Genomic DNA, 26,516 nt, shown 5'->3' with positions numbered 1-26,516 from the left:
ACGTCGGGGCGGGGCGCCCGTCGTCGTCGGACTACTGGACCTCGTAGATCCAGATGAGCGCGGAGGCGAGCTCGCCCGTGTCGTCCCACTCGTAGGCGCGGGCCAGGCCCTCGCCGGAGTAGTTCGCCACGTAGTCGATCAGGCCCGCACGGTCGGTCACGCCCGAGGCGATGCCCGTGAGCATGATCGTCGCGAGGTCGTAGCCCTCGACCGAGTACACGCCCGGCGCCTGGCCGTTCGTCTCCTCGTAGGTGGCCGCGAAGTCCTCCGGGGCCGGGCCGCACGGGCAGGAGAGGATCGCGCCCTTCGACGCTGCGCCCGCCTGCGAGACGAACTGCGGGTCGTTCGTGCCGTCCGCCGAGACGAACGGGATGTCGACGCCGCCGTCGCGCAGGCCCTGCACGAACGGCGCGGCCTCCGCGTAGTAGCCGGCGTAGAAGACGGCGTCCGCGTCGGCGCCGGAGATGATCTGGACGGCGGCCGAGAAGTCCTTGTCGCCGGTCTTCACCTCGGCGGCGCAGTCCTCGTTCGCGGCGTCGCCCAGGCCCTCGGTGATCTGCTGGGCGAGGCCGATGCCGTAGTCCGAGTTGTCGGAGACGACGCAGACGCTGCCGAAGTCCTTCGTGTTGACGAGGTACTTCGCGACCGACGGGCCCTGGACGGCGTCGTTCGCGAGACCGCGGAAGAAGTTCGTCCAGCCGTTCTTCGTGAGGTCGGGGTTGGTCGCCGACGCCGTGAGAGACAGCAGGCCCGCCTGGTTGAACACGTCGCCCGTGGCGGCCGTCTCGCCCGAGAACGCGGGGCCGAGCAGACCGAGCACGCTCGCGTCGCCGACGATCTGCGGCGCGACCTGGGTCGCCTTCTGCGGGTCGCCCTCGGTGTCGAACGGCTTGAGCGTGACCTGGCAGCCCGGGTTCGCCTCGTTGAACGCGTCCACCGCGACCTGGGCGCCGTACTGGATGTTGAGGCCGAGCGCGGCGTTCGGGCCCGTGAGAGCTCCGGCCACCGCGATCGAGGTGCCCTCGGCGCACTCGGCGCTGCCGTCACCGGCGGGGTCGACCGGGTTGCCGGCCGCGGTCGCCTCGACCTCGGCGCCGTCGATGTCGATCTGGACCGACGGGACGATGCTCAGGTCGGCCGAGCCGCCGCCGTCGTCGGTCTCGGTCGACGTCCCGGTCGTCTCGTCGTCGCCGCCGCCCTGGGACTGGGGACCGCAGGCGGTGAGGACGAGGGTGGCCGCGAGGAGCAGGGCGGCACCCCCGCTCGCCCGTCGTGCTGTGCGATGCATGCCAACCTCCGTGGTCCTGATCCCCGCGGAGGCAGCCAAGCCGCCTCTCTCCGCGGTCGATCGCTGAATTCAACACTGAATTGCGTGCTGAATAGTGACACAGGTCACCCGGGGACGAAACCTCCCCGCGGTCGCGCCGCCCGGAGCCCTCCGCGGCATCTCGGAGGGCTCCGGACCCACGAATCCGCGGGAGGGGGCGCCTCCGCGTTCCTGGGTGACGCGAACGTAGGCGGATCGGGTTTCGTGGGACGCAGGGAGTTGTTACCGACTCGTAACGCAAGGGTCTCGTTTCGTTCCGTGAACGGTACGAACGTCCCGTTCTGAGCCCCGACGCGCTCCACGGCGACGCTCTCCGGGCACCTCACGGGGAGTGCCCGGGGACCTCCCGGGCGCCTCCACGCGCGCTCCCTGCACCTGCCACCGCGGATGCCGCGGGGGTCGGCACAACAGCTCGCGGCAACCCATGGCCAAGAGGGGGCCTACCATGTACGGTTGTCTCCGAGATTGCAGTGCCTCGCTTGTCCTCGCGTCGACGTGACCGCCACCCGGCGGGTGCCCGGCGGACCTTGTTACCCAAGAGTTGACGACGAACACCGTGATGTACTCCCCTGCGCCCGCGGGGGGTGTTTCCACACTCTTGAAGGAGTAACAATGGCTACCGGAACCGTGAAGTGGTTCAACAGCGAGAAGGGCTACGGCTTCATCGCCCCCGAGGACGGCTCGGCCGACGTGTTCGCGCACTACTCCGCGATCCAGTCGCAGGGCTTCCGCACGCTGGAGGAGAACCAGCGCGTCGAGTTCGACGTGACGCAGGGCCCGAAGGGCCCGCAGGCGGAGAACATCCGCCCCGTCTGACCCGATCTCCTCGGTAGCGGCTCGCCGCACCGATCGATCGTTCCTCGAGTGCCCCCGACCCTCCGGTCGGGGGCACTCGTGCGTTCCGGGCGACGCGACGCGACGGGCCAGACGCTGAGTGCATGAAACAGTCGCGCCCGAACCGATTCGAGGGCGACTGTTTCATGCACTCAACGCGGGGCGAGGTCGGGCGACGCCGAGGGCGGGCAGCCTCAGAACTCGCCGAAGCCGCCGAAGTCGTCGAAGCCGCCGCCGTCGAAACCGCCGCCGAAGCCGCCGCCGTCGAAGCCGCCGTCGGCACCGCCCGCGGGGTCCCCGCCCGACGCCTCGACGGCGCCGCCGTCAGCGCCGCCCTCGGCGGCGCCCGGGTCCTCGCCGGCGCCCGGGTCCTCGGCGGCCGCGTCCTCGGCCACGGGTTGGCTCGGGTCGGCGAACGCGGGCCCGAACAGGGCGTTCGCGACCGCGGACCCGATGACGACGCCCGCGATCGTGCCCAGCAGGCTCGACCCGACCATCGCGCCGAACCCGGGGCCCGCCTGGCCCCGGCCCGCGAAGGTGCGCTCCAGCGTCCCGGGCTGCCGCATCTCGGCCCGCGTCGCCATGCGGGCGAGGTCCTGCGGGGCGTCCGACGTCGCCCGCTCGCCCGCCGGGACCTGCTCGCCGAGCTCGGCGAGCACCTGCCGGCGCTGCTCCGGCGTGAGCCGCGCGAAGGCCTCGGCGTGCGCCTGCTCGACGGCGTCCGGCGGGGCGGTGCGCAGCAGGTAGCGGTAGCGGTCGATCGCCACCTGGTCGGGCGTGCGCTGCCCGGCCGCGGGCCGGGCGTCCTGCGGGGCGCTGCCGTACGCGGGCTGCTGGGCTGGGTACTGCGTCGGGTAGGGGTTCGCGGGCTGCGTCGGGGGCTGGGCGCCGTAGGGGCCCGTGTGCTGCGGCGCGCCGCCGTGGTCTCGCGGCTCGCGGCCGAGGAGCCGGTCCAGGAATCCCATGGGTCGTCCTCCGGGGGTGGGGGCGCCGAGCGGTGCGCTCGCGCCGGGGTCGTGGCCGGGTACGGCTCACTCCCCGACCAACGACGCGCACCGGCGCGCGGTTCCGGCGGGTGCGTCCGGTCGGAGGTTCCGCCGAGCGGTTCAGGTGGCTCCCGCGGCCGGGCGTCGCCCGTCAGGCGGCCGGGCGTCGCCCATCAGGACGTGAGGGCGAGGAACGCGCCGAGCTCCTCCAGACCGCGGGCCGAGCGGGGCAGCGTGTCGGTGAGACCGGGCGAGCGCACGACGACCGCGCTCCACTGCGCGCGCGACACCGCGACGTTGAGGCGGTTCCGGGAGAGCAGGAACCCGAGCCCGCGCGACGCCTCGTGCCCGGACGACGCCGCGAGCGTGAGGATGACGACCGGAGCCTCCTTGCCCTGGAACCGGTCGACCGTCCCGACCTCGACGTCCGGGTAGCCCGCGTCGCGCAGGGCACCACGCACCGCCCACACCTGCGCGTTGTACGGGGCGACGACGAGCACGTCGCCCTGCCCGAGCGGGCGCTCGTGCGCGACGCCGTCGACCGTCGTCGTCCAGGACCGGCCGAGGACGTCCGCGACCTGGCGCACGACCTCGGCCGCCTCCTCCGTCGAGCGCACGGTGCTGCCCGCGTGCTCCACGAGCACCTGCCGCACGCCGGGCGCGACGCCGTCGAGGCGCCGGGCCGCGGCGAGCGGGTGCGCCCGCAGCCGGTCCTCGTAGGAGAGCGTCGAGACCGCCGCGGCGAGGTCCGGGTGCAGGCGCCACGTGGTGGCGAGGAAGTACCCGCGCTCGGGGGGCAGCACCCCGTGGCCGTCGGCGAGCCAGGCGAGCGCCGAGCGGTCGACGGGCTCCGGGTGACGGCCCTGGCTGACCTGCGGGAGCTGCTGCGGGTCGCCGAGCAGGAGCAGGCGGCGGGCCGCCCGTGCGACCGCGACCGTGCTCGCGAGCGAGAACTGCCCCGCCTCGTCGACGACGAGCAGGTCGAGCGTGCCCGCGGGCAGCCGTTCGGCGGCGAAGTCCCACGCGGTGCCGCCGACGACCCGCGGGCCTGGCTCGGTCGCGAACGCGGCGAGGTGGGCGCCGTCGAGCTCGGCGTACACGGCGCGCGGCGACGGCCCGTCCGCCGCGAGCTTCTTCGCGACGAGCTCGCGCGGCACGCCCGCGCCGAGCACGACCGCACGCAGCAGGTTCTCGACCACGGCGTGGGACTGCGCGACGACGCCGACGCGCCACCCCTGCGCGACGAGCCGCGCCACGACCCGCGCGCCGACGTACGTCTTGCCCGTCCCGGGAGGGCCCTGCACGGCGAGGTACGAGTCGTCGAGCCGCTCGACGGCCGCCGTGACCGCGTCGACGACATCGTCCGCGACGGGCGGCAGCACGCCGCCCGTCACGTTGCCCGCGCCGTCGGCCGCGGCGGCTCCGTCCGGAGCGACGTGCGGTGCGGCCGGACCGGCGGGCACGAGGCGCGGCGACCGGCGCAGCAGCAGGTCGGTCGCGGCGTCCCGCGGGAGCGAGCCCGTGGCCCGCCACGTGGCGAGAGCGCGGCGCGCGGCCTCCTCGGTGGCGGCCTCGAGCGGCTTCGTGCCCGGCCCCGGCGACGGGGTGAGCGCGACCGGGGTCGCGTCGAACGGCTCCGCGCTCGTCGGGAGCTGCTCGCGCACGACGAGCACGTCGCGCTCGCCCGCCGACGTCGCGCGGCGTCCGGCGTCGAGGATCACCCCGCCCGTGAGCCACCCCCGCACGCCGTCGACGGCCGTGCGGGCGCAGGGTGGCAGGGGCGGGTCGTAGAGCACGAACGGGGCGACGCCCACGCGCAGGTCGCTGCCCTCGGGCAGTCGTCCGACGAGCTCGAGGTGCCGGGACCACGTGCGCCGGCCCGGCTCGACCTCCCACCCCGAGACGACCTCGGCCTGCTCGACGAGGAACGCGTTCCGCCGCCCCAGCCACTCGTCGGGCGGGAGCGCGAGGCGGGAGTAGTGCTCGTGCCAGAACGGCTTGGCCTCGCGCCGGTGGTACCCGGCCGCCGCCCCGTACATCGCGAGCGCCTGCTCGTCCGCGGTGCGCCGTGCGCGGTCCTCGCCGACGGCCTGCCGGATCTCCTCCTCCAGCAGCACCGCGGAGGACCGCTCGCGCTCCCCGGCCCCGGTCTCGTCGACCCCACCGGTCGTGGCAGCCGCGACGGTGGTGGCGCCGACGCTCGTGGCGGCCGTGCCGGTGGCCGTAGCCGTGGCCGCGGTATCCCCGGTGACGTCACGGTCCGCGACCCCCGCGGCCGCCTCGCGCAGCCACGCGGCGAGGCGCAGCGTCGACACGCAGTCGTACCGGTTGTAGTCCGCGATCCCCTGCAGGAGCTCGGCCGCCTCCTCGCTGCGGCCCGCGTCGCGCAGGGCGGTGTACTCGGCGTACGCGACGACGGACGCGGCGCCCGTGGTCACGTCGCCGGTGCGCAGCTCGTCGCCCATGTAGAGCGGCTCGAGCTTCTTGATGGACCGCGAGCGGTCGGACACGTGCAGCGCCTGCCGCACGACGGCGTACAGGTCGACGAGGACGCCGTCGCGCAGGAGGTCGTCGACCTCCTCCTCGTAGACGCCGTGCCGCGCGGCGATCGCGAGCAGGTGCGCGCGCTCGTAGTCGGCGTAGTGGTAGACGTGCAGGTCGGGGTGGACACGGCGGCGCGCGTTGACGTGGTCGACGAACGCGACGAGCGCGTCCCGCTCCGCCGGGAGGTCGTGCGCCCACAGGGCGTGGAACGGCGGCCGGTCCTCGGGCGTCGCCGGACGCTCGACCCACCCGAACAGGTAGTCGATCCCCCAGCTCGTGCCGCTCGCGTCCGTCCACAGCGGGTCGCCCTCGAAGTCGAAGAAGAGGTCGCCCGGGCTGGGCTCCGGCAGGGCGAGCACGGGCGCCGGGTCGTCGATGCGCCACGACAGCTCGTGCGGCCCGGACGCGTCGGCCCACACGACCGCGCCGTCGGACGGGCCGGTGCCGAGCTGGAGCGCGGCCTGGCGCCGCACGCGCGCGAAGGTCGACCGGCTCATCCCGGCCGGGACCGGCGTCTCGTCGGTCGCGGCGGCGAGCTCGTCGATCGTCCGGATCCCCGCCGTGTGCAGGGCCGTGCGCTGCGACTCGTACACGCCACCGACGAGGAGCACGTCCCGGCGCGCCTCCACCTGGGCGCGGCAGTCGGCGCAGCGCCCGCACGCACGGACCGCCGGGTCGTCCCACGGGGCACGGCCCTCGCGCGCGACGTGCTCGGCCGTCAGGCGCACGAGCCGCTCGCGCCGGTCCCGGTAGACGGGCAGCAGGTCGGCCAGGCGGTGCGACGTGCGCTCACGCGTGCCGAGGACGAGCGAGACGTCCGGGTCCACGGGGACGCCCGCGGCGACGAGCTGGTCGCCGTAGGCCGCGAGCTGGAGCAGGGCGGGGACCTTGGCGCGGCGCGCGAGCTTGGCGTCCACGACGGCGTAGCGCGCCGCGCCCGCGTCGTCCGTGCCGGTGCGCACGAGGAAGTCGGCCCGGCCGTGGAACGCGCCGTCGAAGAAAGCGGCCTGGTGCACGACGTCCGCCCCCGCCTCGACCGCGGCGAGCGTGCGCGCCTGTGCGGCGACGAGCTCGTCCCACGAGGTGCCGCGCGGCGGCTCGACGTGCACGACGCCGCGGCCGGTCGCCGGGTCGAACGGGCCGTGCTCGGCCTCGTAGCCCGCGAGCACCGCGCGCTCGTGCCGGGCGCCGAGCTCGGCCGTGCGGGCCAGCATCGCGTCGTCGCCCTCGTCGCCCTCGTCGCGGCGGGGCGCCCGCCCGAGCTGCTCGTCGAGCCGGCACAGGAGCCGGTACTCGCAGTCCGCGGCGACGACGAGGTCGCTCGCCGACAGCACGAGCGCCTGCTCGCGGGGTGGCGCCGCGCCGGCACCGGCCCGGTCGGCCACGGTCGCGGCCCGCAGCACCGGCTCGTCGACGAGGAACACGCACACCTCCGGTTCGGGACGGCCGCCGACGGCCGTCGCCGCCGACCGTCCGTCGGTCTGCGTCCGTTCTACCAGCGGCCACCCACGCGTCGGCGCCACCCACCCGCACCGGCCCCTCCGCCCGCCGCGCCCACCGACCACCCGCTGAGCACCCAGGACCGCCCGCCGTCCTCCGCGTCCCCATCACGCATCCCCGGCCGATCCGTGCCCGGGATGCGGCGATTCGTGCCGACGGGCAGGGCTCCCCTACTGTTCCCGTCGGACGTCCCGCCCGGACGTCGTCGTCGGACGTCGCCGCGGCACGTCCGCGCCGGACCGGGAGCCCCGCGGCTCCCGGCGCCCCCGCCCTCGCCCGGCGGGCGCCACCGAAGGAGGACCCATGGCCGTGCGCTTCGTACCGCCGCCGGGGTGGCCCGTGCCCGCGGGCTTCACCCCGACGACCGAGTGGCACCCGGACCCGTCCTGGCCGCCGCCCCCGCCCGGGTGGGTGTTCTGGGCCGACGACGCCGCACCCGCGCCCGGCCCCGTGCCGCCCCCGGAGGCGCCCGTCCTGCACAGCACCGAGCCGCTGCCGGTCGGGTCCGGCGCGCCGACCCGACGGTCGTTGCGCGCCCGCTCGTCGGGCGCGACCCCGGCGGTCGGCCCCGAGGCCGACGCGACGCGCGTCGCGGCCGCCGTCCCGGCCGCCCCGCCGACCCGGGGCGCCGTGGAGGACCACCCCGTGGCGAGCTCGACGATGATCCTTCCCGCGCTCGGCGGGATGCTCGACGACCCGGCCGCGCGCCCGTCGCCCGTCCCCGTCCCGGCCGCCCGCCCGGCGACGCCTGTCCCCACCGCCCGCCCGACGCCGTCCGCCACCCCGGGTGCAGCCCCGGCGGTCCCGGCCCGGGCCGGGCGCTCCGGCGTCGTCCCGGTGGGGCCGCTCGCCCTGCCCGCGGCCGACGACGACGGCGACCACGCGCCGGAGCGGGGGCGGCGCTGGCTCGTCCCGACGGCGGTCGGCCTCGCGGGCGTCGCGGTCGGCCTGCTCGTCGGCATCGGCCTCACGCTCTCGGCGCAGGGCGAGGCGCAGCGCGAGCGGGCCGAGGCGCAGCGCGTGCAGAGCGAGGTCGCGGCGGAGCGCGAGCAGCTCGAGTCCGAGCGGGCCGACCTCGACGCCCAGCGTGCCGAGCTCGACGCCGCGACGGCCCAGCTCACGGAGCGCGAGGAGGCCGTCGCGCAGGCCGAGGAGGACGCGGCGAAGCGCTCGCAGGAGCTCGACGACCGCCAGAAGGAGCAGGACGACCGCGAGCAGGAGGAGCGTCCGGGGAACGGGCCCGGGAACGGCGGCGGGAACGGGAACGACGGCGGCGAGGGGGACGGCGGCGGGGGCGGCTGGGACTGGGGCGACTGGGGCTGGTGACCCGGCGGTCTCCACGAACGCCTCACGGACACGTCACCGCTTCCGGTCGCGGAACACACGTCCCTCACCGACAGTGGGAGGCGTGCTGACGCGATCTTCCTCTCCCACCCCCGACAGCGAGACCCCGATCTACGACGCCCTCGTGGTCGAGCACGAGAACATGCTGCCGCTCGTGCACCTCGGCAGGGCGCTCAGCGGGGAGATGGTCACGGTCGCCCGCCCCACGGGGCTCTCGCCTCGCCTCGCGCCCACGCACGGGGCGCCCGCGCTCCCGCGCCGCCGCCGCGCCGGCTGAGCGCGAGACCGACCCGCCTGCCCGCGGTCGACCCGTCGAGGGTCCGCCCAGGCGCCGGGCCGGTCTCGCGAGGCTTCCTCGCCGTGCCGAACGCCGTCTACAGCACGTGGGCGAGGAACGACCGCGTGCGCTCGTGCTGCGGGTCCTCGAGCACCTGCTCCGGGCTGCCCTGCTCGACGATGACGCCGTCGTCCATGAAGACCACGGTGTCGGCGACCTCGCGCGCGAACCCGATCTCGTGGGTCACGACCATCATCGTCATGCCGGACCGCGCGAGGTCGCGCATGACGGCCAGCACCTCGCCCACGAGCTCGGGGTCGAGGGCCGACGTCGGCTCGTCGAACAGCATGAGCTCGGGATCCATGGCGAGCGCCCGCGCGATGGCCACGCGCTGCTGCTGGCCGCCGGAGAGCTGCGCCGGGTAGTGGTCGGCGCGGTCCGCGAGGCCCACGCGGTCCAGGAGCTCGGACGCGCGCGCCCGCGCCTGCGCCTTGCTCAGCCCGCGCACCTGGACGGGCGCCTCCGCGACGTTCTCGAGCGCCGTCATGTGCGGGAACAGGTTGAAGCGCTGGAACACCATGCCGATGCGCGAGCGCTGCCGCGCCACAACCTTGGGGTGCAGGCGGTGGAGGCGAGTGCGGCCATCCTTGGTGACCTCGCGGTAGCCCATGAGCTCGCCGTCGACCCGGACGCGGCCGCCCGTGATCTCCTCGAGCTCGTTGACGCAGCGCAGCAGCGTCGACTTGCCCGAGCCCGACGGGCCGAGCACGACGCACACCGAGCCGCGCGCGACCTCGAGGTCCACGCCCTTGAGCACGTGCAGGTCGCCGAACATCTTGTGCAGGCCCTCGACCTGCACCATCGGGGTGGCGTCGGTGGAGCGGCCCGCCTCCGGGGAGGTCCGGGACGCCGCGGATGCCGTGTCGTGCGTCCCGCTCACGGGGTCACCTCCAGGAAGGGGTCGTCCTTCGTCGTGCCGGACGCGGCGATGAGGTCCTGCCGGTTCGGCTTGCGGCCGCGCCCGCCCGGGCCGCGCCCGCGGCGCCGCGTCGGCGCCTGCGTGCCGAACCCGCGGCCGTAGTACCGCTCCACGTAGTGCTGGCCGACCATGAGGACGCTCGTGATGAGCAGGTACCAGATGGCGGCGACCATGAGCAGCGGGATCGGCAGGAAGAGGCGGTTGCCGATCGCGTTCGTCGAGTACTGCAGGTCGAGCGTGAACGGCACCGCGAGGACGAGCGACGTCGTCTTGAGCATGGAGATGGTCTCGTTGCCCGTGGGCGGCACGATCACGCGCATGGCCTGGGGCAGCACGATGCGCGTGAGGATCTTGCCGTCCTTCATGCCGAGCGCCTTCGCGGCCTCGGTCTGGCCCGGGTCGACCGACCCGAGGCCCGCGCGCACGATCTCCGCGAGGTACGCCGCCTCGTTGAGCGAGAGCCCGATGAGCGCGCACACGAACGCGGTGAACAGGTCCGCCGTGCGGAACTCGAAGAACTCCGGCCCGAACGGGATGCCGAGGCTCAGGCGCGGGTACAGCACCGAGATGAGGCCCCAGAACACGAGCTGCGTGTAGATCGGGGTGCCGCGGAAGAACCAGATGTAGCCCCAGCTCACCGACCGCATGACGGGGTTGTCCGAGCGCCGCATGATCGCGAGGAGCACGGCGAGGACGATCGCGATGAGCATCGAGCCGAACGTCAGCACGAGCGTCCAGCCCACGCCGCGCACGACCGTCACGTCGCGGAAGTACAGCCAGACGACGTCCCACCGGAACTTCTCGTTCGTCAGCAGGGCGTTGGCCGCCATCGCGGCGAGCACGAGCAGCAGGGCGGCGGAGATCCACCGCCCGGGCCGCGGGACGGGGACGGCGTGGATGCGGTCGGGGACCGGGTCGTCGGCCGGTCCGGCGGCGGCGCCGCGGGGGGAGCTACCGGTCGTCATGGTGCACCTCGGGGGGTCGGGGCTCGGGGGACGAGCCGGGCCACGCGGTCGTCGTCGTCCGCGCGGTCGTCCCGGCCGCCGGCCGCGGGCGCCGGGTGGGCGCCCGCGGGACGGCGGGACGGACGGGGGCTGGCGAGGGGGTCGTCAGCCGACGGACGGGTTGAGCTCGGCCGTCTCCAGGGCGGCGTCGCCGCTGCCCCAGGCCCCGAGGATCTCCTCGAGCTGGCCGCTGTCCATGAGCGACTGCAGGGCTGCCTGGATCGCGGCGGCGAGCTCCGTGTCGTCCTTCGCGACGACGACGCCCTGCGGCGCGCTGTCGAACACGTCGCCGAGCTGCTCGAGCTGGCCGCCCGTCTGCTCGACGGCGTAGCCGATCACCGGCGAGTCGGCGTAGAGGACCTGCGCCTTGCCGCCCGCGACGTTCGTCGTGGCGTCGGACTGCGAGTCGTACTGGAGGATGTCGATCTTCTCCTCGCCGGCGTCGGTGCACGCCTGGCTCTGCACGGCGATGTCCTCGTCCTGGACCGTGCCCGTCTGCACGGCGACGGTCACGCCGCACAGGCTCTCGGGGTCGATGTCGTCCGGGTTGCCCGACGCGACCGCGTAGGCGGAGCCCGCGTTGAGGAAGGCGATCATGTTCGCCTCCTGCATGCGCTCCTCCGTGATGGTGAACGAGGAGATCCCGGCGTCGTACTTGGTGCCGAGCGCGGGGATGATCGCCGGGAAGTCGGCCGACTGGACCTCGACGTCGAGCCCGAGCGTCGCGCCGACGGCCTTGATGACGTCGATGTCGAACCCGATGGGCGTCTTGCCGTCCGCGTCGATGAACTCGGCGGGCGCGTACTCGGTGTTCGAGCCGACGACGAGCGTCCCCGCGGAGGCGACGTCCTCGGGCAGGAGCGCGGCGGCCGCGTCGTCGACCTCGATGGTCGACGGGTCGAACGACGGCGCCGCCGACGTCTCGTCACCGGAGCCCGACGTGCTGCCGTCCGTCCCGGTCTGGGACGCGTCGGTGCACGCGGCGAGCAGGAGGGTGCTCGTCGCGGCGAGCGCGACGAGACCGGTGAGGGGGAGCTTGCGCGGGGTCGTACGCATGGTGTCTCCGATCGGTGGGGGCCGGGCAGGGGCAGCGTAGACACCGATCGTCTCCGTCGTGTTACGTCAGCACCCGGCCCGTGAGGGCAGAGGAACGTACGGGGAACAGAGGACCCGGCGGTGCGCGGCACCTGCGCACGAGTGTGGGGCCGTTCGGCCCCGCTCACCAAACCGGCGGGGACATCGAGGCCTAACCGTGACGAACCGCACCCGCCCTCGGCGCGGACCGGCGCGGGCTACGTGTCGCGTGCGGCGGGCGCCTCGTCCTCGCGGTGGTCGTCCTCGTCCCCGGGCGGGTAGTCCGCCCGCTCGGGCTGGGCGCGCAGCCGCAGGATCGCGACGAGCAGCCCGCCCCACACGACGACGATGGCGAGCACGAGCAGGATCACGGCCGAGGTGGTCATCGGGTCTCCTCCCCGTCGGCACCGGTCGGGGCAGTCGTGCGGCCGGCCGTCCCGCGGCCCGACGGCGCACGGCCCGGCCCCGCAGAGGCGTCACCCGGCGGGTACGGAGGCCAGGGGACGAAGTCGTCGGGGCTGCGGCGCCAGCGCATCGCGGTGAGCACCAGGGCGGCGAGCACCATGAACGCGATCGCGCCCCAGCCGACGAGCGCGAGGTACCAGGCGGGGTACCCCTCGTAGCCGTCGACGACGAGCGTGACGATCCTGGACACGAGCATGTAGCCGAGCACGAGCGGGGCCAGCACGGCGACGAGCACCTGCCACCAGGGGCCGAGGCGGAACGTCGAGACGGCGTTCAGGTGGTAGCGCAGCTCCGGCCCGCGCCGCAGCACCCACAGCACGAGGACCGACATGAGCACGGCGGACCCCGCGATGCCGACGTTGTTGGCCCACTGGTCGGCGGTGTCGAGGGCGACGAGGCCGGTGGTGGTGGAGAACAGCAGGACGGAGATGACCGCACTCACGACGCCGAGGCGCACGGACGCCTGTCGCGGGGTCCAGCCGAACTTCTCCTGGAACCCCGCGGACACGACCTGGAGGATGGACAGCAGCGACGTGAACCCGGCCATGGCGAGGGACCCGAAGAACAGCGCACCGAAGATCGGGCCTCCCGGCATCTGCGACACGATCGCGGGGAACGTGACGAACGAGAGGATGGGCCCGCTGATGCCCTCGAGCTCCCCCACGCCGACCCCCTGCTCGTGCGCGAGGAAGCCCAGCGTCGCGAAGACGCCGATGCCGGCGAGGATCTCGAACGAGGAGTTGGAGAACGCGACGACGAGCCCCGGCGTCGTGAGGTTGGACCGGCGCCGGCGGTAGGACGCGTACGTGACCATGATCCCGAACGCGATCGACAGCGAGAAGAAGATCTGGCTGTAGGCGGCGATCCACACGTTGGCGTCGCCGAGCGCCGACCAGTCCGGCGTGAACAGCGCGTTCAGCCCGTCCGCCGCGCCTTCGAGGAACAGCGAGCGCACCACGAGCACCGCGAACGCCACGACGAGCAGCGGCAGGAACACGGTGTTCGCGCGCTGCACGCCCTTCGCCACGCCGAGCGCGAGGACGACGATCGTCACGACCCAGACCGCGACGAGCGGCACGAGCACCGCCGGCACGAACTCGAGGCTCACGCCCGGGTCGGCGAGCCGGAGGTAGTCGCCCGTGAAGAACGCGGCCGGGTCGTCGCCCCAGCGCAGGTCGAACGAGAAGACGAAGAAGCTCACGGCCCACGCGATGACCGCGGTGTAGTAGAGCGCGATGACGAAGCAGATCATCACCTGGAACCAGCCCAGGCCCTCGAGCCACCGCGCGATCCGCCGGAACGCCGTCGGGGCGGACCCGCGGAAGCGGTGCCCGATCGCGTAGTCGAGGAACAGGATGGGGATGCCCGCGGTGAGCAGCGCGACGAGGTACGGCACGAGGAACGCCCCGCCCCCGTTCTCGTACGCCACGCCGGGGAACCGCCAGATGTTCCCCAGCCCGACCGCCGAGCCGATCGCCGCGATGATGAAGCCGACCTGCCCGGTCCACTCCTCGCGCGGCTGCTGCGTCGCGGGCTCCCCGCCCGCCGTGCCGGTCGCTGCCACAGTTCTCCTCGGTACCTCTGTCGTGCCGTGCCCGCGCGGGCGCCGCGCGGGTCGGCGCGGCGGCGAGCCTCTCGGTGCTCGGACGACCGTAACGACCGGTCGGGCACCGTGCGAGCCGACGGCGGTGCTCAGCCCGCGAGCAGACGCTCGACGTACCCGCCGAGGAAGCGGCTCTGCGGGTCGTAGCGCTGCGCGAGCGCGCCGAAGTCGTCGACGCGCGGGTAGAGCGCCGCGACGGTGCCCGGGTCGTGGACGAGCGCGTGCGAGAGCTTGCCCCAGTGCGGGCGCGCGCCCAGCGGGAGCAGCGCGGCCTCGACGTCGGGCAGGACGCGCGCGACGTCGTCGGGCAGGGGCTTCCACGTGAGGTGCACGCCGACGGTCGGGCCGTCGAACGGGCTGAGCCACAGCGGCTCGGGGTCGGGTGCGACGGTGCGGATCTCCCCCACCTGGAGCAGCGGGGTGACGCGCGGGCCGAGGTCGCGCATCGCGGCGAACGCCTCCTGGGCCCGGGCGCGCGGCACGAGGTACTCCGACTGCAGCTCGGCGCCGTTGCTCGGCGTGAAGTCGAGCCGGAAGTGCGGCAGCCGCTCGTTCCACGGGCCGGGCGCGCCGAGCTGTGGCGTGCAGTGCACGGGGTCGATGCCGGGCAGGGGGTGCAGCATCGTCGTGGCGGGTGTCGCACCGAAGAGGTCCGCCCGCGCCGCGCTGGCCTCCCCCGGCGCGAGGCGGGACTTGCGCCAGACCTGCTGGACGCCGTCGGGCCCCCAGTCCGTGAAGAGACTCACCGAGTACGCCGACGCGGTGATCTCGTCGTAGTGCGCCGTCACCGCGTCCCACGGCAGCCCGACGTGCACGTCCTGGCGCACGTCGAACGTCGGGACCGTCTCCAGCTCGACGCGCGTCACGACGCCCAGCGCCCCGAGCGCCACGACCGCGCCGGGGAGGTCCGCGTCGCCGCGCCGCAGCGTCCGGCGCTCGCCGTCGCCGGTGACGAGCTCCATCCCGACGACGGCGCTCGCCAGCGAGCCGACCGCGTCGCCCGAGCCGTGGGTCGCCGTCGCGACCGACCCCGCGACCGAGATGTGCGGGAGCGACGCGAGGTTCGCGAGCGCCCGGCCCGCCGCCTGGACGTGCCGCGTCACGTCGCCGTACCGCAGGCCCGCCGCGACCGACACCACGCCCGAGGCCGGGTCGACCTCGACGGGGGCGCGGCCGTCGTCGTACCGGTCGAGGACGACGTGCGTGCCCGTCGTGTCCGCGACGTCCCCGAACGAGTGCCGCGACCCCAGCGCCTTGACCCGCGCCGACCGCCGCACGACGTCGGCGAGCTCCTCCGGGTTCGCGGGGTGTGCGACCCCGGAGGACCCGTAGGTGAGGTTCCCGGCCCAGTTCGCGAGACGCGGAGCGTCGACGTTCGTCACGCCCTCCACCCTGCCACTCCCCCCTCCCAGACCACCCATCCCCCGCCCCCGGTCTCACCACCCCGAGCACGGGGTCGGCGACCGTCTCGGGGCCGATCCGGTCGCGGATCCCGTGCTCGGCGGCTCGTCACGCGAGGAGCGTGCCCCAGTGGGTGCGGACCGCGTCCACCTGGGCGGCGAACGCCTCCTCCTCCGCGAGTGACGGCGCGCGGCGCCACTGCGGCTCGACGACGACGTCGCGCGTCCCGACGACCCAGCGCCACCGCCCGACGACGACGCCGTCGACCGCGACGGCATGGATGAAGGACCCGAGCCGGTCGCCGAGGTCGACGCCGTCGGCCACGACGACCCTGCGCGACTCGCCGAAGGACTGGAAGAGCTCGTCGTAGCTCTGCAGCAGGTCGACGACCGGCCGGGCGGGGTCGCCGTCGGGCGCGAGCGCACCGACGAACGGCGCGGGGTCGAGCACCCGGTCGCCGGGGTCCGCGAGCCGCCAGAGCGTCAGCCCGTCGAGCGCACCCGCCCCGGGCACCGCCACGACCTGGTCGTCGAGCAGGTCGAGCGCGCGCCGCACGTCCGTCAGCGTGAAACCCGACCACTGGGCGACGTCCTTGACCGTCGCGTACGCGCGGCTCGCGAGGTAGCGGCGCAGCAGCTCGACGAGCGCGGCGTCCCGGTCGAACCGCTCGCCGAGCGGCCCGTAGCCGGGCGGGACGCGGTCGTCGAACGGGGCGTACGTCTGCTGCCGGCCGTCGAGCGGCCCGCTGACCAGCAGCCGGTCGAGCTCGGCGCGCATGAGCACGTAGCCGAGCGCGATGCCCTCGAGCGGGCGGCCGTGCGCGGCGAGCAGTCCCGCGAGCTCGCGGCGCGTGCGGGGCCGCTCCTGCACGGCCTCGACGACGAGGTCGGTCTCCGCCCCGTGCCCGGCGGTCCCCACCTGCCGGTACAGCGTCCCGTTCGCCTGGTGGACGCGGGGCGCGCTGAGCTCGAGGAGCCAGCGCGCGTCGTCGGGCCGGACCAGGTGCCAGGTGGGCCGCAGCACGTGCGTGCGCAGCACCTCCCCGCGGTCGCACGCGGCGACCGCGCCCGCCGCACCCGGCCGCGCGTCCGGCCGCAGCCGCCGCGTGAGGCCCCACAGGCCGGGGTGGAACTCCTGCCCCTGCACCGCGACGAGGTGCCCGACGGCGGTCGGCACGTCGGGCAGGTCGGGCGAGCGGAGCCGCTGCGCGGCGAGGCGCGCCGCGAGGACGCGGCGCCCGTCGACCGCCTCGGTGCTCACGACCCCGCCCCGGTCACGACGGTCGCACCGCCCACGTCACGAGGCCACCAGGTCCGCGGCGACGACGTCGGTCCCCGTCACCGCGACGCGCACGCCGCCCTCGACCGCGGACACGGAGTCGAGCGCGACGCCGTCGGGCAGGTCGAGCGGGACGCGCAGGTCGGACAGCGCGCCCGAGAGCCCGGACGGCAGGTCGTCGACAGAGACCGTGCCGAGGCCGGTGCGGACGGCGACGACGTCGACGGCGAGCTCGGCCGGTCCGGACACGCGCGGCGTCACGTCGACGGTGATCGTGGTGCCCAGCAGCTCGAAGCCCAGGGACAGCACGCCGCCGGTCGCGGTGACGTCGACGTCGAGACCGCTCTGCTCGGCGACGACCTGCTGCAGCGACTCCGCCGCGATGACGCCCGACGCCGTGCCGGACGCGATCCGGTACGGCTCCGACGTGCTCACGCCGTCGGCCTCGACCTGGAGGTCGGAGATCGCGTAGCCGCCGAACGACGCGGAGTCCGCGGAGCCCGTGACGTGCGTCAGCGAGCCGCGCACGAGCTGCGTGAGGAACGGGAAGCCGGTGATGTCGATCTGGGCGCCGGACACGTCGTCGGCCTGCTGCTCGAACGCCGTGACCGCGCCGCGCTCGGTGGCGCGCACCGCCACCCGGTCGGCCACGACGGCGACCGCCACGAGCACCACGAGCGTCACGAGCAGGCCCACCAGTCGCTTCATGCGCCCACCCTAGGTCCGCCGGCCACGACCTTGCCGTCGTTCTGACGCTCGTGGCGCCGACGAGGTCGTGCTCGACGCGGGGTGTCGTCGTTCTCGGCCCGGACGTAGATTCCGAGCATGACCTCTCCTCGGCACCCCTTCCGCATCGGCGTCCAGCTCCAGCCGCAGCACGCCGACTACGCCCAGATCCGCGACGCCGTGCTGCGCGCGGAGGACCTGGGCGTCGACGTCATCTTCAACTGGGACCACTTCTTCCCGCTCACGGGCGACCCCGACGGCAAGCACTTCGAGTGCTGGACCATGCTCGGGGCGTGGGCCGAGCAGACCGAGCGCGTCCAGATCGGCGCACTCGTCACGTGCAACAGCTACCGCAACCCGGACCTCCTCGCCGACATGGCGCGGACGGTCGACCACATCAGCGGCGGTCGTCTGATCCTCGGGATCGGGGCGGGCTGGTTCGAGAAGGATTACGACCGGTTCGGGTACGAGTTCGGCACCGCAGGCGGCCGCATCGCCGACCTCGCCGCGGCGCTCCCGCGCATCAAGGCCCGCTGGGCGGCGTCGAACCCGACGCCGACGCGCGACATCCCGGTGCTCGTCGGCGGAGGTGGGGAGCGCAAGACGCTGCGCGTCGTCGCGGAGCACGCGGACGTCTGGCACTCGTTCGGCGACGCGGAGACGCTCGCGCGCAAGAGCGCGATCCTCGACGAGCACGGCGCGGCCGTGGGCCGCGACACCGCCGCGCTCGTCGAGCGCTCGGTCGCCGTGTCCCGGCCGCCGGCGGAGTCCGCGGACGCGCTCGTCGCCGCGGGCGCGACCCTGTTCACCGTCGGCACGAGCGGGCCCGACTACGACCTGTCCCTCGTGCGCGAGTGGGTCACCTGGCGCGACGCCCAGGGCTGACCCCGGCGCTGCCGGCGCCGCCCACGGTGCCGAGCACGAGGTTGCTGTCGCTCTGAGGCCCAGGACGACAGCAACCCCGTGCTCGGCGGGACGGTCTGGTCAGAACAGCGCCCGCGCCAGGTTCGACAGGGCCGCGTGGACCTCCGAGCGCAGGCCGTCGTCGGCCGCGACCACCGCCACGCCGACACCGACCACGACGAGCAGGAGCCCTGCGCGCCACCACCACGCCGATCGGTGCACCGTCCGCCCTCCCGTCCTGTCGCTCTCGTCCCGTCGCTCTCGTCCCCGCCGTCAGTACGACAGTGTGCGCCAGGGCGACGACTCGGTGTCGAGCAGCCGCCGGACCGCGCGCTTGAAGTCGGGCAGGTCCTGGTCGACCGGGGTGCGGTTGCCCGCGGACCAGAACGCCCGCCCCGCGAGGAACCCGTCGCCGAACTGCTCCCACGACGCGTAGGCGGGGCGCGACATCGCGACGGCCTCCTCGATCGCGGCCCACGCCCGCTCCGGGGTGACGAACCCGGCGTCGACCGCGAGCCGGCTCACGTGCACGACCCGCGCGGCGTCCCACGCCGCGATCGACGGCGGCAGCGGGTCGGCCAGCTCGCCGTGCCCGCCCATCTGGGCCGACGCGCTCCACCCCTGGTAGAACGCGACGGCGCGCTCGGGGTCGAGGCCCCGCGCCGTCGCCTCCTGCCTCGCCTGGGCGACGTGCTGGTCCGCCGCGCCCTTCGCGTCGCGACGGCTCAGGCGGCCCGAGTAGAGCTCCTCGACCTTCGGCATCGCGATCGCGTAGTAGCCCCGGTGACCCTGGGTGAGCAGGAACTCATAGGTGCGCTCGACGTCGTCGGCGCCCCGCACGTCCCAGCCCGCCGCGAGCGGCTTCGCCGCCGTGCGCGCGTCGGCCTCCACGGTGAGCGCATTGATCGGCAGCACGCCCTCGACGGCGTAGACCGCACCGAGCGCGAGCCCGCGCTGCTGCGCCGGCGTGAGCGCGGGGGCGTCCTCCTTCGCGTAGAGGTCCGCCGTCGTCGAGAACATCTCCTTGAGCTTGTCGAACAGCCCCACCGGTCGCTCCTTCGTCCCGCCGCGCCCCGCGCGGACCCGTCGTGCCGCGGTCGTCGCGGCCTGCGGAGAGCCTGACGACGCCGCGCGCCCGCGGCACGCATCCCGAACGATCCCGAACGGGCCGGGCGTGCGCGTCACCCGGACCAGGGTCACCGCCGACCCGCCCGCACCCCGCCGCCACGTCACCGGACGAGCACGCCGCGCAGCGGCGGGCGGCCGTCGCTAGCCTGACGCCGTGCCCCCCGACCCGCCGCCGTCCCCCGTGGGCGCAGGGTCGGTGGACGAGCTTGCCGCTCAGCTCCGCGCGCTGCGAGCGTGGGCAGGAGAGCCCTCGTACACCGAGATCGCGCGGCGCGTCGGCGCGCTCCGCACGGCCCGGGGCGTCCCCGCCGCGGAGGCGCGCCCCGGCCGCGTCACCGTCTACGACGTCTTCCGGGCGGGCCGCTCGCGGCTCGACGTCGACCTGCTCGCCGACGTCGCGCACGTCCTCGGCGACCGGCAGCCTGCGGCGTGGCGCGCCGCGTACCGGACGGCGACCGTCCCCGCGGCCGTTCCGGAGCTCGCTCTCCCGCCGACCGTCCGGCTGGGACCGTTCGCGCCCGACGGGCCGCTCGTCGGTCGGGCCGACGACGTCGCGCGGCTCGCGGCGGCGCTCACCGGCCCGCCTCCCGCACCCTCGCAGGAACAGCCGCGCGTCGTGACGGTCACGGGCCTGCCCGGGTCGGGCACGACGAGCGTCGCGCTCGCCGCGGCCCGCGAGGTCCCGGCGGACGTCGTCGCGCTGGTCGACCTGCACGGGGAGGCGGACGGCCCGCCCCCGGCCGCCGTCGTGCTCGACGCGCTGCTCCAGGCGCTCGGCGCACCCCCGCCCGACGCGCGGGCGCGCGACCTCCCCGCCCTCGCCGCCGCGCTCGCGACCGCGCTCGACGGGCGGCGCGCGACGATCGTCCTCGACGGCGTGACCGACGGCGCCCAGGCCGCCGACGCCGTCGCGCACCTGCCCGGCACCGCGCGCGTGGTCGTCGCGGCGCACCAGGTCGTCGGGCTCCCCGGCGAGACCGCCACGACCCTCGCACCGCTCGGCGAGGACGACGCCCGTGCGCTGCTCGCGGCGCGCGTCGGCCAGGACCGCACCGCCGCGGAGCCGGAGGCCGCCGCGCGGCTGGTGCGCGCGTCCGGAGGGCTCCCCGCGGCGCTGGCGCAGATCGCCGACGACGTCCGCGCGCGCCCCGGCTGGTCGCTCGCCGACCACGTCCGCCGGGTCGAGGACCTGCCCGGACCGGCCCTCCACCCCGCGCTCGCCGCCGTGCACCGCCGTCTGCCCGCCGACCACGCCCGCGCCCTGCGCCTGCTCGCCCTCGTCCCGGTGCCGCTCGACTCGATCGAGGTCCCCGTGCTCCTCGGCGTCTCGACGAGCGAGAGCCGCGACGCGCTCGCCGCCCTGGGCCGCGCGCACCTCGTCGCGGCCGGGCCGCGCGGGGAGGTCGTCGTGCCCGACGCCGTGCGCGCCCTCGCCGCCGACCTCACCCGCACGGACGACCCGTTCTCGGCGCGGGCCGCCGCCGTGGGGCGGCTCGCCGCGCGGCTGCTCGACGACGCCCGGCCCGCCGTTCGTGCGACGTCGCCCCACCACGACGCGGCCGCGCCGGGCGTCGGGGCGGGCGTCGGAGCGCGTGGCGCAGCGGGCGAGGCGCCTCCCGGTCGTACGGCCGACGCCGCGGTCGCGTGGCTCGACGCGCACCGCGACCTGCTCGTCGCGACGTCGGCGCTCGCCGCGGAGCACGAGCTGGCCGACGCCGTGACGGACCTCTCCGCGCTCCTCGCCCCGTACCTGGACTCGGCGGGGCACGGGGACGACGCGGTCGCGGTGCACACGGCCGCCGTCGAGCACGGGCGGCCGTCGGGCCGGTCCCAGGCGGGCCGGGACCTCGGCCGGGCGCTCGAACGGCTCGGCCGGTACGACGAGGCGCTCGCGCAGCTCGTCCGCTCGCTCGAGCGCGGCGACGACCCCCGCCCCGGCCAGACGCTCAACCGCGTCGGCAACGTGTACAAGCGCCTCGGCCGGTTCGACGAGGCCGAGGCCGCGTACCGCGACGCCGCCGCCGGGGCGCGGACCGCGGGCGACCCGGTGAGCGAGGGCCGCGCCGTCGGGAACCTCGCGGACGTGCACCGCATCCTCGGCCGGCACGACGACGCGCGCGCCGGCTACGACCGCGCGCTGGCGCTGTCGCGCCGGGTCGGTGACGCCCTCAACGTCGCCATCGTGTCGAGCAACGCCGCGATCCTGTCGGAGGCGGAGGGCGGGCTCGACCGCGCGCTCGCGCTCCACCGGGACGCGCTCGCGAGCGCGACGTCGCTCCGGGACGCAGGCCTCGCGACGCGCAGCCGGGTGCACGTGGGGCGGCTCCTCGCCCGCACGGGCGAGGCCGCCGCGGGCGTCGGGGAGCTGCGGGCCGCCGTCGCGGCGGCGGTCGACCTCGGCGACCCCGACGCCGAGGCCGAGGCCCGCAGCGCGCTCGGCACCGCGCTGCTCGCCGCGGGCGAGGTCGCGGCCGCGGTCGCCGCGGGCGAGGAGGCGCTCGCGCTGGCCCGGCGGGTCCGGGCCCGGCTCGTCGAGGCCGAGGCGCTCAACACGCTCGGGGAGGCGGTCCGCGCGGCCGGTGACGCCGAGCGCGCCGCACACCTGCACGACGCCGCGCTCACCCTCGCCGACGAGCTCGACGACCGGCTGGAGCACGCGCGGGCCCTGCGCGGGCTGGCCGCCGCCCGGGCCGACGTCGGCCGCGCCTGACCCGCCGCACGTCTCAGCATCCGATCACGTACGCCGTGCGGGAACACGTGGCGCACCACCGGTGGTTGCCGCTGTCATGGCCTCCACCCCACCCGCGACCCCGGCGCCGACCGCGCCCGTCGCCGCCCGCCCGGGCACCGCCCCCTCCCCGAGCCCCGCGGCCCGCAAGGGGCGCATCAGCGCCGGTCTCGTCCTGCTGCTGTCCGCGCTCACCGCCGTCGGGCCGCTGACGATCGACCTCTACCTCTCCGCGTTCCCGCGCATCGTGGACGAGCTCGGTACGACCGAGTCCCGCGTCCAGCTCACCCTCACCGCGACCCTCGCGGGCCTCGCCCTCGGCCAGCTCCTCATCGGGTCGGTCTCGGACGCGGTCGGCCGCCGCGCTCCCCTGCTGGTGTCCCTCGCGGTGTACGTGGCGGCGTCCGTCGGGATCGTCTTCGCCGGCTCGGTCGCCGCGCTCACGGGCCTGCGGTTCGTCCAGGGCCTCTCCGCGGCCGCCGGGATGGTGCTGTCCATGGCGATCGTGCGCGACTCGTTCGAGGGCTACCAGATCGGCAAGGTCATCGCGCGGCTCATGCTCGTCGTGGGCGTCGCGCCCATCCTCGCGCCGACCATCGGCGCGCAGTTCCTGCGCCTCGGGTCGTGGCGCGGCATGTTCGTCGCGCTCGCCGTCGTGGGGGCCGTGCTCTTCGTGCTCGTGCTCCTACGGCTGCGCGAGACGCTGCCCGTCGAACGCCGCCGGAGCGGCGGGACGGTCGCGGCCCTGCGCTCGTACGGCTCGCTCCTCGGGGACTGGTCGTTCATCGGTCTCGCGCTCATCGCCGGCTTCTACATGGCCGCGATGTTCACCTACATCTCCGCGTCGACGTTCGTGTTCCAGGACTTCTACGGGATGTCTGCCCAGCAGTACGCGATCGTCTTCGGCGTGGGCGCGGTATCCGTGACGGCGGGCAGCCAGATCAACGGCGCGCTCGTCGGGCGCGTCACGCCCGAGCGCATCCTCCAGGCCGCGGTCGCGGCCGGGTTCGTGCTGTCGGGCGGGCTCCTCGTCGCCGCGCTCGCGGGTGGCGGGCTCGCGTGGCTCGTCCCGCTCATCGTGCTCACGCTCGGCACCGCGGGCTTCGTCATGCCGTCCGTGCCGGCCATCGCGCTCGAGCGCAACGCGCACCGCGCCGGCAGCGCCGCGGCCCTCATCGGCGCGTTCCAGTTCGGCGTCGGGGCGGTCGTCGCGCCGGTGACCGGCCTGCTCGGCGGGTCACCGCCGGTGACCATGGCCGCGGTGATGTTCGGCGTCGTCGTGGTCGCGGGCGCCGTGCTGCTCGGCCTGCGGCACACGTTCGGCGCACCGCTCCCGGCCGACGCCGCGGACTCCCTCGGCGCGCCCGACCCCGCCGTCGGCGTCCCCGCCACGGCCACGGTCCTCCCGGACGCGGCCGTCGAGGCCACCCTCCCGTCCGCCGACGCGCCCTACGACGCTGCGGCGCTCGCCGGCGCGACGGCGCCGACGAACCGGCAGGCCTGACGGCCGACCACGGCCCTGCCGCCCGCTGAACACGGGATCGGCGACCGGATCTCGCCGATTGTGGTCGCCGACCCCGTGCTCGGCGGAGGGGGCGCGGGCGGGTGGGGGTCCGGGCAGGATGGGCGGGTGACGCCCGACGACCCCGACTACCCGCTCGCGGCCCGGACGGCGCCGACGCTCGCGGCGCTGGACGCCCACCTCGTCGAGTGCCGGGCGTGCCCGCGACTCGTGGCCTGGCGCGAGCACGTCGCCGACGTCAAGCGGGCATCGTTCCGCGACGACGACTACTGGGCGCGCCCCGTCCCCGGGTTCGGTGACGAGCAGGCGGGGATCGTCGTCGTCGGGCTCGCGCCCGCCGCGCACGGGGCCAACCGCACGGGCCGCATGTTCACGGGCGACCGCAGCGGCGACTTCCTCTTCGCCGCCATGCACCGCACGGGCCTGGCCAACCAGGCGACGTCGGTCTCCGCCGACGACGGCCTCCGCCTCACCGGGATCCGCGTCACCGCGCCGGTGCGGTGCGCGCCCCCGGACAACAAGCCGACTCCGGAGGAACGCCGCCGCTGCGGCCCGTACCTCGCGCGCGAGGTCGAGCTGCTGGGCGCGACGGTGCGCGTCGCCGTCGTCCTCGGCGGCTTCGGGTGGCAGGCGCTGCTCTCGACGCTCGCCGAGCAGGGCTGGGCCGTGCCGCGTCCGCGGCCCCGGTTCGCGCACGGTGCGGAGGTGACGCTGCGCCGGGCCACCCCTCGCCCCGCCCCGGGAGCGTCGCTCCCCGGCGTCGTGCCCGACGGCGGCCCCCCGCCCCCGGAGCAGACCCTCACCCTGCTGGGGTGCTTCCACGTGAGCCAGCAGAACACGTTCACCGGCCGGCTCACCCCGCAGATGCTCGACGACGTGCTGCTCCGGGCGCGCGAGCTCGCGGGCCTCGGCGCACCGGTCTGACATGCGCGCGCTCCCGACCGCGCACGGTGGTGAGCCGGCGGACGTTTCCGGGCTGCGGCCGCCCGACCCACGGTGAACGGTGGCGAGCCGCCGGACCGTACCGGGGCGCGGTGGCCGCGCCCACGGCTCACGGCTCACGGCTCACGGCTCACGGCTCACGGTGGCGAGCCGCCGGACGCTACGGGGGCGCGATTCCCGACCGACGTTAGCGGGCGGCGGTGGCCGGGGACTGGCGGCGCGGTGCGTCGGCCCAGCGGCGGCGCTCCGCCACGCGCGGCGCGACGCGGCCGACGAGACGGAGCTGCTCCCGGCGCGCGATGACCTCCATGCGCCGCAGCTCGCGCTCGAGCGGGGACGATGCTGCTGACATTGCTGCTCTCCTTCGACGGCTCCCGGACGACGCCGCCGGTCGCGGCCGTTCCCGGGAGAGCACGCGACGACCGGCGGGACGTCGCTCGGCTCCTCGAAGAGGGACGGACACGGGGCCGGTTCGTGACATCCCGCCCCGTCCGGCCGAGCCGTGAGCGGCAATCCCACGTCCCGCGCCTGGCGTCTTGCGCTCCCGCCCCGAATCGTCAGCCCGAGCCCCGAGCGACCCTCGGGGACGCGCGCGCCGGTTACGCCGTCGGGCGGGCAGACTCCTCATACTGCTCGACGAACTCCCCCGTCGGCGGGATGGGCGTGATGACGTCCACGAGCACCCCGTTCGGGTCGGCCGTGATGAAGTGCCGCTGCCCGAACGCCTCGTCGCGCAGCGAGCGCAGGATCGGCAGTCCCGCGGCGACGAGGCGCGCGTGCACAGCGTCGACGTCCTCGACCTCGAGGTTGAGCAGGAGCCCGCCCGCGCGACCCCGGCCGCTCGTCGGGATCGTCTCGTGGTCGCCGTCGAGCACGGCGAGGTTCACCGACGCGTCGTGCACGGACTGGAGGTGGACGTACCAGTCGCTCGTGAAGAGCGGCCGGAAGTCCAGGTGGTCGCGGTAGAACGCGACGGTCCCTGCGACGTCCCCGGTCATGAGCACGGGGTACCAGCTCGTGATGCGCACAGTCTTCTCCTCGTCGTCGGCGACCGGACGGTCGCAAAAACAAACAGGCTGTATGTATCGAGAATGGCCTACAGTCTGTCGGTATGCAAGAGCGCCGCCGGACCAACGCCGAACGCACCCGCGCGACCCGCGTGGCCCTCGTCGCAGCCGCGCGCGACCTCTTCGTCCGCGCCGGGTACTCCGCGACGTCGACGCCCCAGATCGCCGCCGCCGCGAACGTCACGCGCGGCGCGCTGTACCACCACTACGCCGACAAGCAGGACCTGTTCCGCGCCGTCGCCGAGGCCGAGGCCGAGGCGGTCGCCCGGGAGATCGAGGAGCGCACCGCCGGGGATCCCGGCACGGCAGCCGCGGAACGACCGGACGCCCCAGACAACCCAGACGGCCCGGACGCCCCGGACGCCCCGGACGCCCGCGCGATGCTCGTGGAGGGTGCGCGCGCCTACCTCGACGCGATGGGTGAACCCGGCCGCACGCGGCTGCTCCTCGTCGATGCACCCGCCGTGCTCGGCCCCGCAGAGGCCGACGCGCTCGACGCCCGCCACGCGCGCCGAACGCTCCGCGAGGGGCTCGGCGCGGCGCTCGGTATCCGGTCGAGCGGGGTCAGCACGAGCCGCGGCGCGGGCGACGACGACGTGCCCGGCCCAGGCGACGGGTCCGCCGTCCGCCCGGGCGAAGGGTCCGCCGTCCACCCGGGCGAGAGGTCCGCCGTCGACCAGGGAGAGCCCAGCGACGTCGCACGAGACCTCGCGGACGAGGAACGCCTCGACGCGCTGACGCTCCTGCTGTCCGCGGCGTTCGACCGTGCCGCCCTCGCGCTCGACGCGGGCGCGCCGCCGGGACCCGTGCGGGCGGCCGTGACCGAGCTCGTCGACCGCGTGTGCGCGCCGACACCGGGACCGCGTCCTCGGGCCTGACGGACG

The 26,516-nt window shown here is 75.5% G+C and carries 23 protein-coding genes; 8 read left to right on the top strand and 15 right to left on the bottom strand.

Annotated features, from left to right (window positions below; genetic code table 11):
- Positions 1-31: 31 nt before the first annotated feature.
- Positions 32-1,288, bottom strand: a complete 1,257-nt coding sequence (locus RDI86_RS12350; protein WP_031315662.1) for a branched-chain amino acid ABC transporter substrate-binding protein — start codon at positions 1,286-1,288, stop codon at positions 32-34.
- 651 nt (positions 1,289-1,939) lie between these two features.
- Between RDI86_RS12350 and RDI86_RS12345 the strand changes: the two genes are divergently transcribed.
- Complete coding sequence (locus RDI86_RS12345; RefSeq protein ID WP_009861351.1) at positions 1,940-2,143, top strand: cold-shock protein; 204 nt, start codon at positions 1,940-1,942, stop codon at positions 2,141-2,143.
- 212 nt (positions 2,144-2,355) lie between these two features.
- Here RDI86_RS12345 and RDI86_RS12340 read toward each other — a convergent pair whose 3' ends face one another.
- Together RDI86_RS12340 and RDI86_RS12335 are read right to left on the bottom strand one after the other, a co-directional pair.
- Positions 2,356-3,126, bottom strand: a complete 771-nt coding sequence (locus RDI86_RS12340; RefSeq protein ID WP_251176607.1) for a hypothetical protein — start codon at positions 3,124-3,126, stop codon at positions 2,356-2,358.
- 194 nt (positions 3,127-3,320) lie between these two features.
- A complete protein-coding gene (locus RDI86_RS12335; protein WP_308821504.1) occupies positions 3,321-7,115 on the bottom strand; it encodes a TM0106 family RecB-like putative nuclease in 3,795 nt (1,264 codons plus the stop codon).
- 379 nt (positions 7,116-7,494) lie between these two features.
- Here RDI86_RS12335 and RDI86_RS12330 point away from each other — a divergent pair, with 379 nt between their 5' ends.
- Together RDI86_RS12330 and RDI86_RS12325 are read left to right on the top strand one after the other, a co-directional pair.
- Positions 7,495-8,517, top strand: a complete 1,023-nt coding sequence (locus tag RDI86_RS12330; RefSeq protein WP_308821503.1) for a hypothetical protein — start codon at positions 7,495-7,497, stop codon at positions 8,515-8,517.
- Positions 8,518-8,599: 82 nt separating this feature from the next.
- The gene (locus RDI86_RS12325) at positions 8,600-8,812 is read left to right on the top strand and encodes a hypothetical protein (RefSeq protein WP_143311064.1); all 213 of its coding nucleotides are present in this window, start codon (positions 8,600-8,602) and stop codon (positions 8,810-8,812) included.
- 97 nt (positions 8,813-8,909) lie between these two features.
- On the opposite strand, the gene RDI86_RS12320 is transcribed toward RDI86_RS12325, so the two are convergent.
- The 8 genes from RDI86_RS12320 to RDI86_RS12285 all read right to left on the bottom strand — a co-directional run bounded on the left by RDI86_RS12320 (position 8,910) and on the right by RDI86_RS12285 (position 17,324).
- Positions 8,910-9,674 carry an amino acid ABC transporter ATP-binding protein gene (locus tag RDI86_RS12320; RefSeq protein WP_076404612.1) on the bottom strand — a complete coding sequence of 255 codons (765 nt, stop codon included), beginning with the start codon at positions 9,672-9,674 and terminating at the stop codon, positions 8,910-8,912.
- Positions 9,675-9,748: 74 nt separating this feature from the next.
- Positions 9,749-10,756 carry an amino acid ABC transporter permease gene (locus tag RDI86_RS12315; RefSeq protein ID WP_061267902.1) on the bottom strand — a complete coding sequence of 336 codons (1,008 nt, stop codon included), beginning with the start codon at positions 10,754-10,756 and terminating at the stop codon, positions 9,749-9,751.
- A 144-nt stretch (positions 10,757-10,900) separates the two neighbouring features.
- The gene (locus RDI86_RS12310) at positions 10,901-11,851 is read right to left on the bottom strand and encodes an ABC transporter substrate-binding protein (protein ID WP_061267903.1); all 951 of its coding nucleotides are present in this window, start codon (positions 11,849-11,851) and stop codon (positions 10,901-10,903) included.
- A gap of 236 nt (positions 11,852-12,087) precedes the next feature.
- Positions 12,088-12,255, bottom strand: a complete 168-nt coding sequence (locus RDI86_RS12305; RefSeq protein WP_076404313.1) for a methionine/alanine import family NSS transporter small subunit — start codon at positions 12,253-12,255, stop codon at positions 12,088-12,090.
- Complete coding sequence (locus RDI86_RS12300; protein ID WP_308821502.1) at positions 12,252-13,898, bottom strand: sodium-dependent transporter; 1,647 nt, start codon at positions 13,896-13,898, stop codon at positions 12,252-12,254. Before RDI86_RS12300 ends, RDI86_RS12305 begins: the two co-directional genes overlap by 4 nt.
- Positions 13,899-14,026: 128 nt before the next feature.
- Entirely contained in the window at positions 14,027-15,319 is a 1,293-nt protein-coding gene (locus tag RDI86_RS12295; protein ID WP_308821501.1) for an FAD-binding protein, read from the bottom strand.
- Between the two features lie 127 nt (positions 15,320-15,446).
- Positions 15,447-16,598, bottom strand: a complete 1,152-nt coding sequence (locus RDI86_RS12290) for a DNA glycosylase AlkZ-like family protein (RefSeq protein WP_308821500.1) — start codon at positions 16,596-16,598, stop codon at positions 15,447-15,449.
- A 36-nt stretch (positions 16,599-16,634) separates the two neighbouring features.
- Positions 16,635-17,324: a DUF2993 domain-containing protein gene (locus RDI86_RS12285; RefSeq protein WP_076404310.1), complete on the bottom strand. Its 690-nt coding sequence runs from the start codon at positions 17,322-17,324 to the stop codon at positions 16,635-16,637.
- Positions 17,325-17,441: 117 nt separating this feature from the next.
- Between RDI86_RS12285 and RDI86_RS12280 the strand changes: the two genes are divergently transcribed.
- A complete protein-coding gene (locus RDI86_RS12280; protein WP_061267908.1) occupies positions 17,442-18,227 on the top strand; it encodes an LLM class F420-dependent oxidoreductase in 786 nt (261 codons plus the stop codon).
- 99 nt (positions 18,228-18,326) lie between these two features.
- Here RDI86_RS12280 and RDI86_RS12275 read toward each other — a convergent pair whose 3' ends face one another.
- Together RDI86_RS12275 and RDI86_RS12270 are read right to left on the bottom strand one after the other, a co-directional pair.
- Positions 18,327-18,467: a hypothetical protein gene (locus tag RDI86_RS12275; RefSeq protein WP_157446567.1), complete on the bottom strand. Its 141-nt coding sequence runs from the start codon at positions 18,465-18,467 to the stop codon at positions 18,327-18,329.
- A 51-nt stretch (positions 18,468-18,518) separates the two neighbouring features.
- Complete coding sequence (locus tag RDI86_RS12270; RefSeq protein WP_076404308.1) at positions 18,519-19,292, bottom strand: DUF1266 domain-containing protein; 774 nt, start codon at positions 19,290-19,292, stop codon at positions 18,519-18,521.
- Between the two features lie 235 nt (positions 19,293-19,527).
- Here RDI86_RS12270 and RDI86_RS12265 point away from each other — a divergent pair, with 235 nt between their 5' ends.
- The 3 genes from RDI86_RS12265 to RDI86_RS12255 all read left to right on the top strand — a co-directional run bounded on the left by RDI86_RS12265 (position 19,528) and on the right by RDI86_RS12255 (position 24,547).
- Positions 19,528-22,083 (top strand): tetratricopeptide repeat protein, encoded by a 2,556-nt coding sequence (locus RDI86_RS12265; RefSeq protein WP_308821499.1) that lies wholly within the window; start codon positions 19,528-19,530, stop codon positions 22,081-22,083.
- 76 nt (positions 22,084-22,159) lie between these two features.
- Positions 22,160-23,605 carry a multidrug effflux MFS transporter gene (locus RDI86_RS12260; protein WP_308821498.1) on the top strand — a complete coding sequence of 482 codons (1,446 nt, stop codon included), beginning with the start codon at positions 22,160-22,162 and terminating at the stop codon, positions 23,603-23,605.
- Between the two features lie 126 nt (positions 23,606-23,731).
- On the top strand, positions 23,732-24,547 hold the full coding sequence (locus RDI86_RS12255; RefSeq protein ID WP_308821497.1) for a uracil-DNA glycosylase: 816 nt from the start codon (positions 23,732-23,734) through the stop codon (positions 24,545-24,547).
- A gap of 205 nt (positions 24,548-24,752) precedes the next feature.
- On the opposite strand, the gene RDI86_RS12250 is transcribed toward RDI86_RS12255, so the two are convergent.
- Both RDI86_RS12250 and RDI86_RS12245 read right to left on the bottom strand, forming a co-directional pair.
- The gene (locus RDI86_RS12250) at positions 24,753-24,917 is read right to left on the bottom strand and encodes a hypothetical protein (protein ID WP_157446563.1); all 165 of its coding nucleotides are present in this window, start codon (positions 24,915-24,917) and stop codon (positions 24,753-24,755) included.
- A gap of 247 nt (positions 24,918-25,164) precedes the next feature.
- Positions 25,165-25,593, bottom strand: coding sequence for a VOC family protein (locus tag RDI86_RS12245; RefSeq protein ID WP_061267918.1), 429 nt, complete (start codon positions 25,591-25,593; stop codon positions 25,165-25,167).
- 83 nt (positions 25,594-25,676) lie between these two features.
- On the opposite strand from RDI86_RS12245, the gene RDI86_RS12240 reads away from it, so the two are divergent.
- On the top strand, positions 25,677-26,510 hold the full coding sequence (locus RDI86_RS12240; protein WP_308821496.1) for a helix-turn-helix domain-containing protein: 834 nt from the start codon (positions 25,677-25,679) through the stop codon (positions 26,508-26,510).
- The last annotated feature ends 6 nt before the right edge of the window (positions 26,511-26,516 follow it).

The organism is Cellulosimicrobium sp. XJ-DQ-B-000, from assembly GCF_031119065.1.
In the GTDB taxonomy this organism is placed as follows: domain Bacteria; phylum Actinomycetota; class Actinomycetes; order Actinomycetales; family Cellulomonadaceae; genus Cellulosimicrobium; species Cellulosimicrobium funkei.
The sequence above is the reverse complement of the archived record's forward strand: the minus strand, read 5'-3'. Positions and strand labels throughout refer to the sequence as shown.

Excerpts from the sequence above, each read along its gene's own strand:
- RDI86_RS12350 (WP_031315662.1), bottom strand. The coding sequence starts at position 1,288 with ATGCATCGCACAGCACGACGGGCGAGCGGGGGTGCCGCCCTGCTCCTC.
- RDI86_RS12345 (WP_009861351.1), top strand. The coding sequence starts at position 1,940 with ATGGCTACCGGAACCGTGAAGTGGTTCAACAGCGAGAAGGGCTACGGC.
- RDI86_RS12340 (WP_251176607.1), bottom strand. The coding sequence starts at position 3,126 with ATGGGATTCCTGGACCGGCTCCTCGGCCGCGAGCCGCGAGACCACGGC.
- RDI86_RS12330 (WP_308821503.1), top strand. The coding sequence starts at position 7,495 with ATGGCCGTGCGCTTCGTACCGCCGCCGGGGTGGCCCGTGCCCGCGGGC.
- RDI86_RS12320 (WP_076404612.1), bottom strand. The coding sequence starts at position 9,674 with ATGGTGCAGGTCGAGGGCCTGCACAAGATGTTCGGCGACCTGCACGTG.
- RDI86_RS12315 (WP_061267902.1), bottom strand. The coding sequence starts at position 10,756 with ATGACGACCGGTAGCTCCCCCCGCGGCGCCGCCGCCGGACCGGCCGAC.
- RDI86_RS12310 (WP_061267903.1), bottom strand. The coding sequence starts at position 11,851 with ATGCGTACGACCCCGCGCAAGCTCCCCCTCACCGGTCTCGTCGCGCTC.
- RDI86_RS12305 (WP_076404313.1), bottom strand. The coding sequence starts at position 12,255 with ATGACCACCTCGGCCGTGATCCTGCTCGTGCTCGCCATCGTCGTCGTG.
- RDI86_RS12285 (WP_076404310.1), bottom strand. The coding sequence starts at position 17,324 with ATGAAGCGACTGGTGGGCCTGCTCGTGACGCTCGTGGTGCTCGTGGCG.
- RDI86_RS12280 (WP_061267908.1), top strand. The coding sequence starts at position 17,442 with ATGACCTCTCCTCGGCACCCCTTCCGCATCGGCGTCCAGCTCCAGCCG.
- RDI86_RS12260 (WP_308821498.1), top strand. The coding sequence starts at position 22,160 with ATGGCCTCCACCCCACCCGCGACCCCGGCGCCGACCGCGCCCGTCGCC.
- RDI86_RS12250 (WP_157446563.1), bottom strand. The coding sequence starts at position 24,917 with ATGTCAGCAGCATCGTCCCCGCTCGAGCGCGAGCTGCGGCGCATGGAG.
- RDI86_RS12240 (WP_308821496.1), top strand. The coding sequence starts at position 25,677 with ATGCAAGAGCGCCGCCGGACCAACGCCGAACGCACCCGCGCGACCCGC.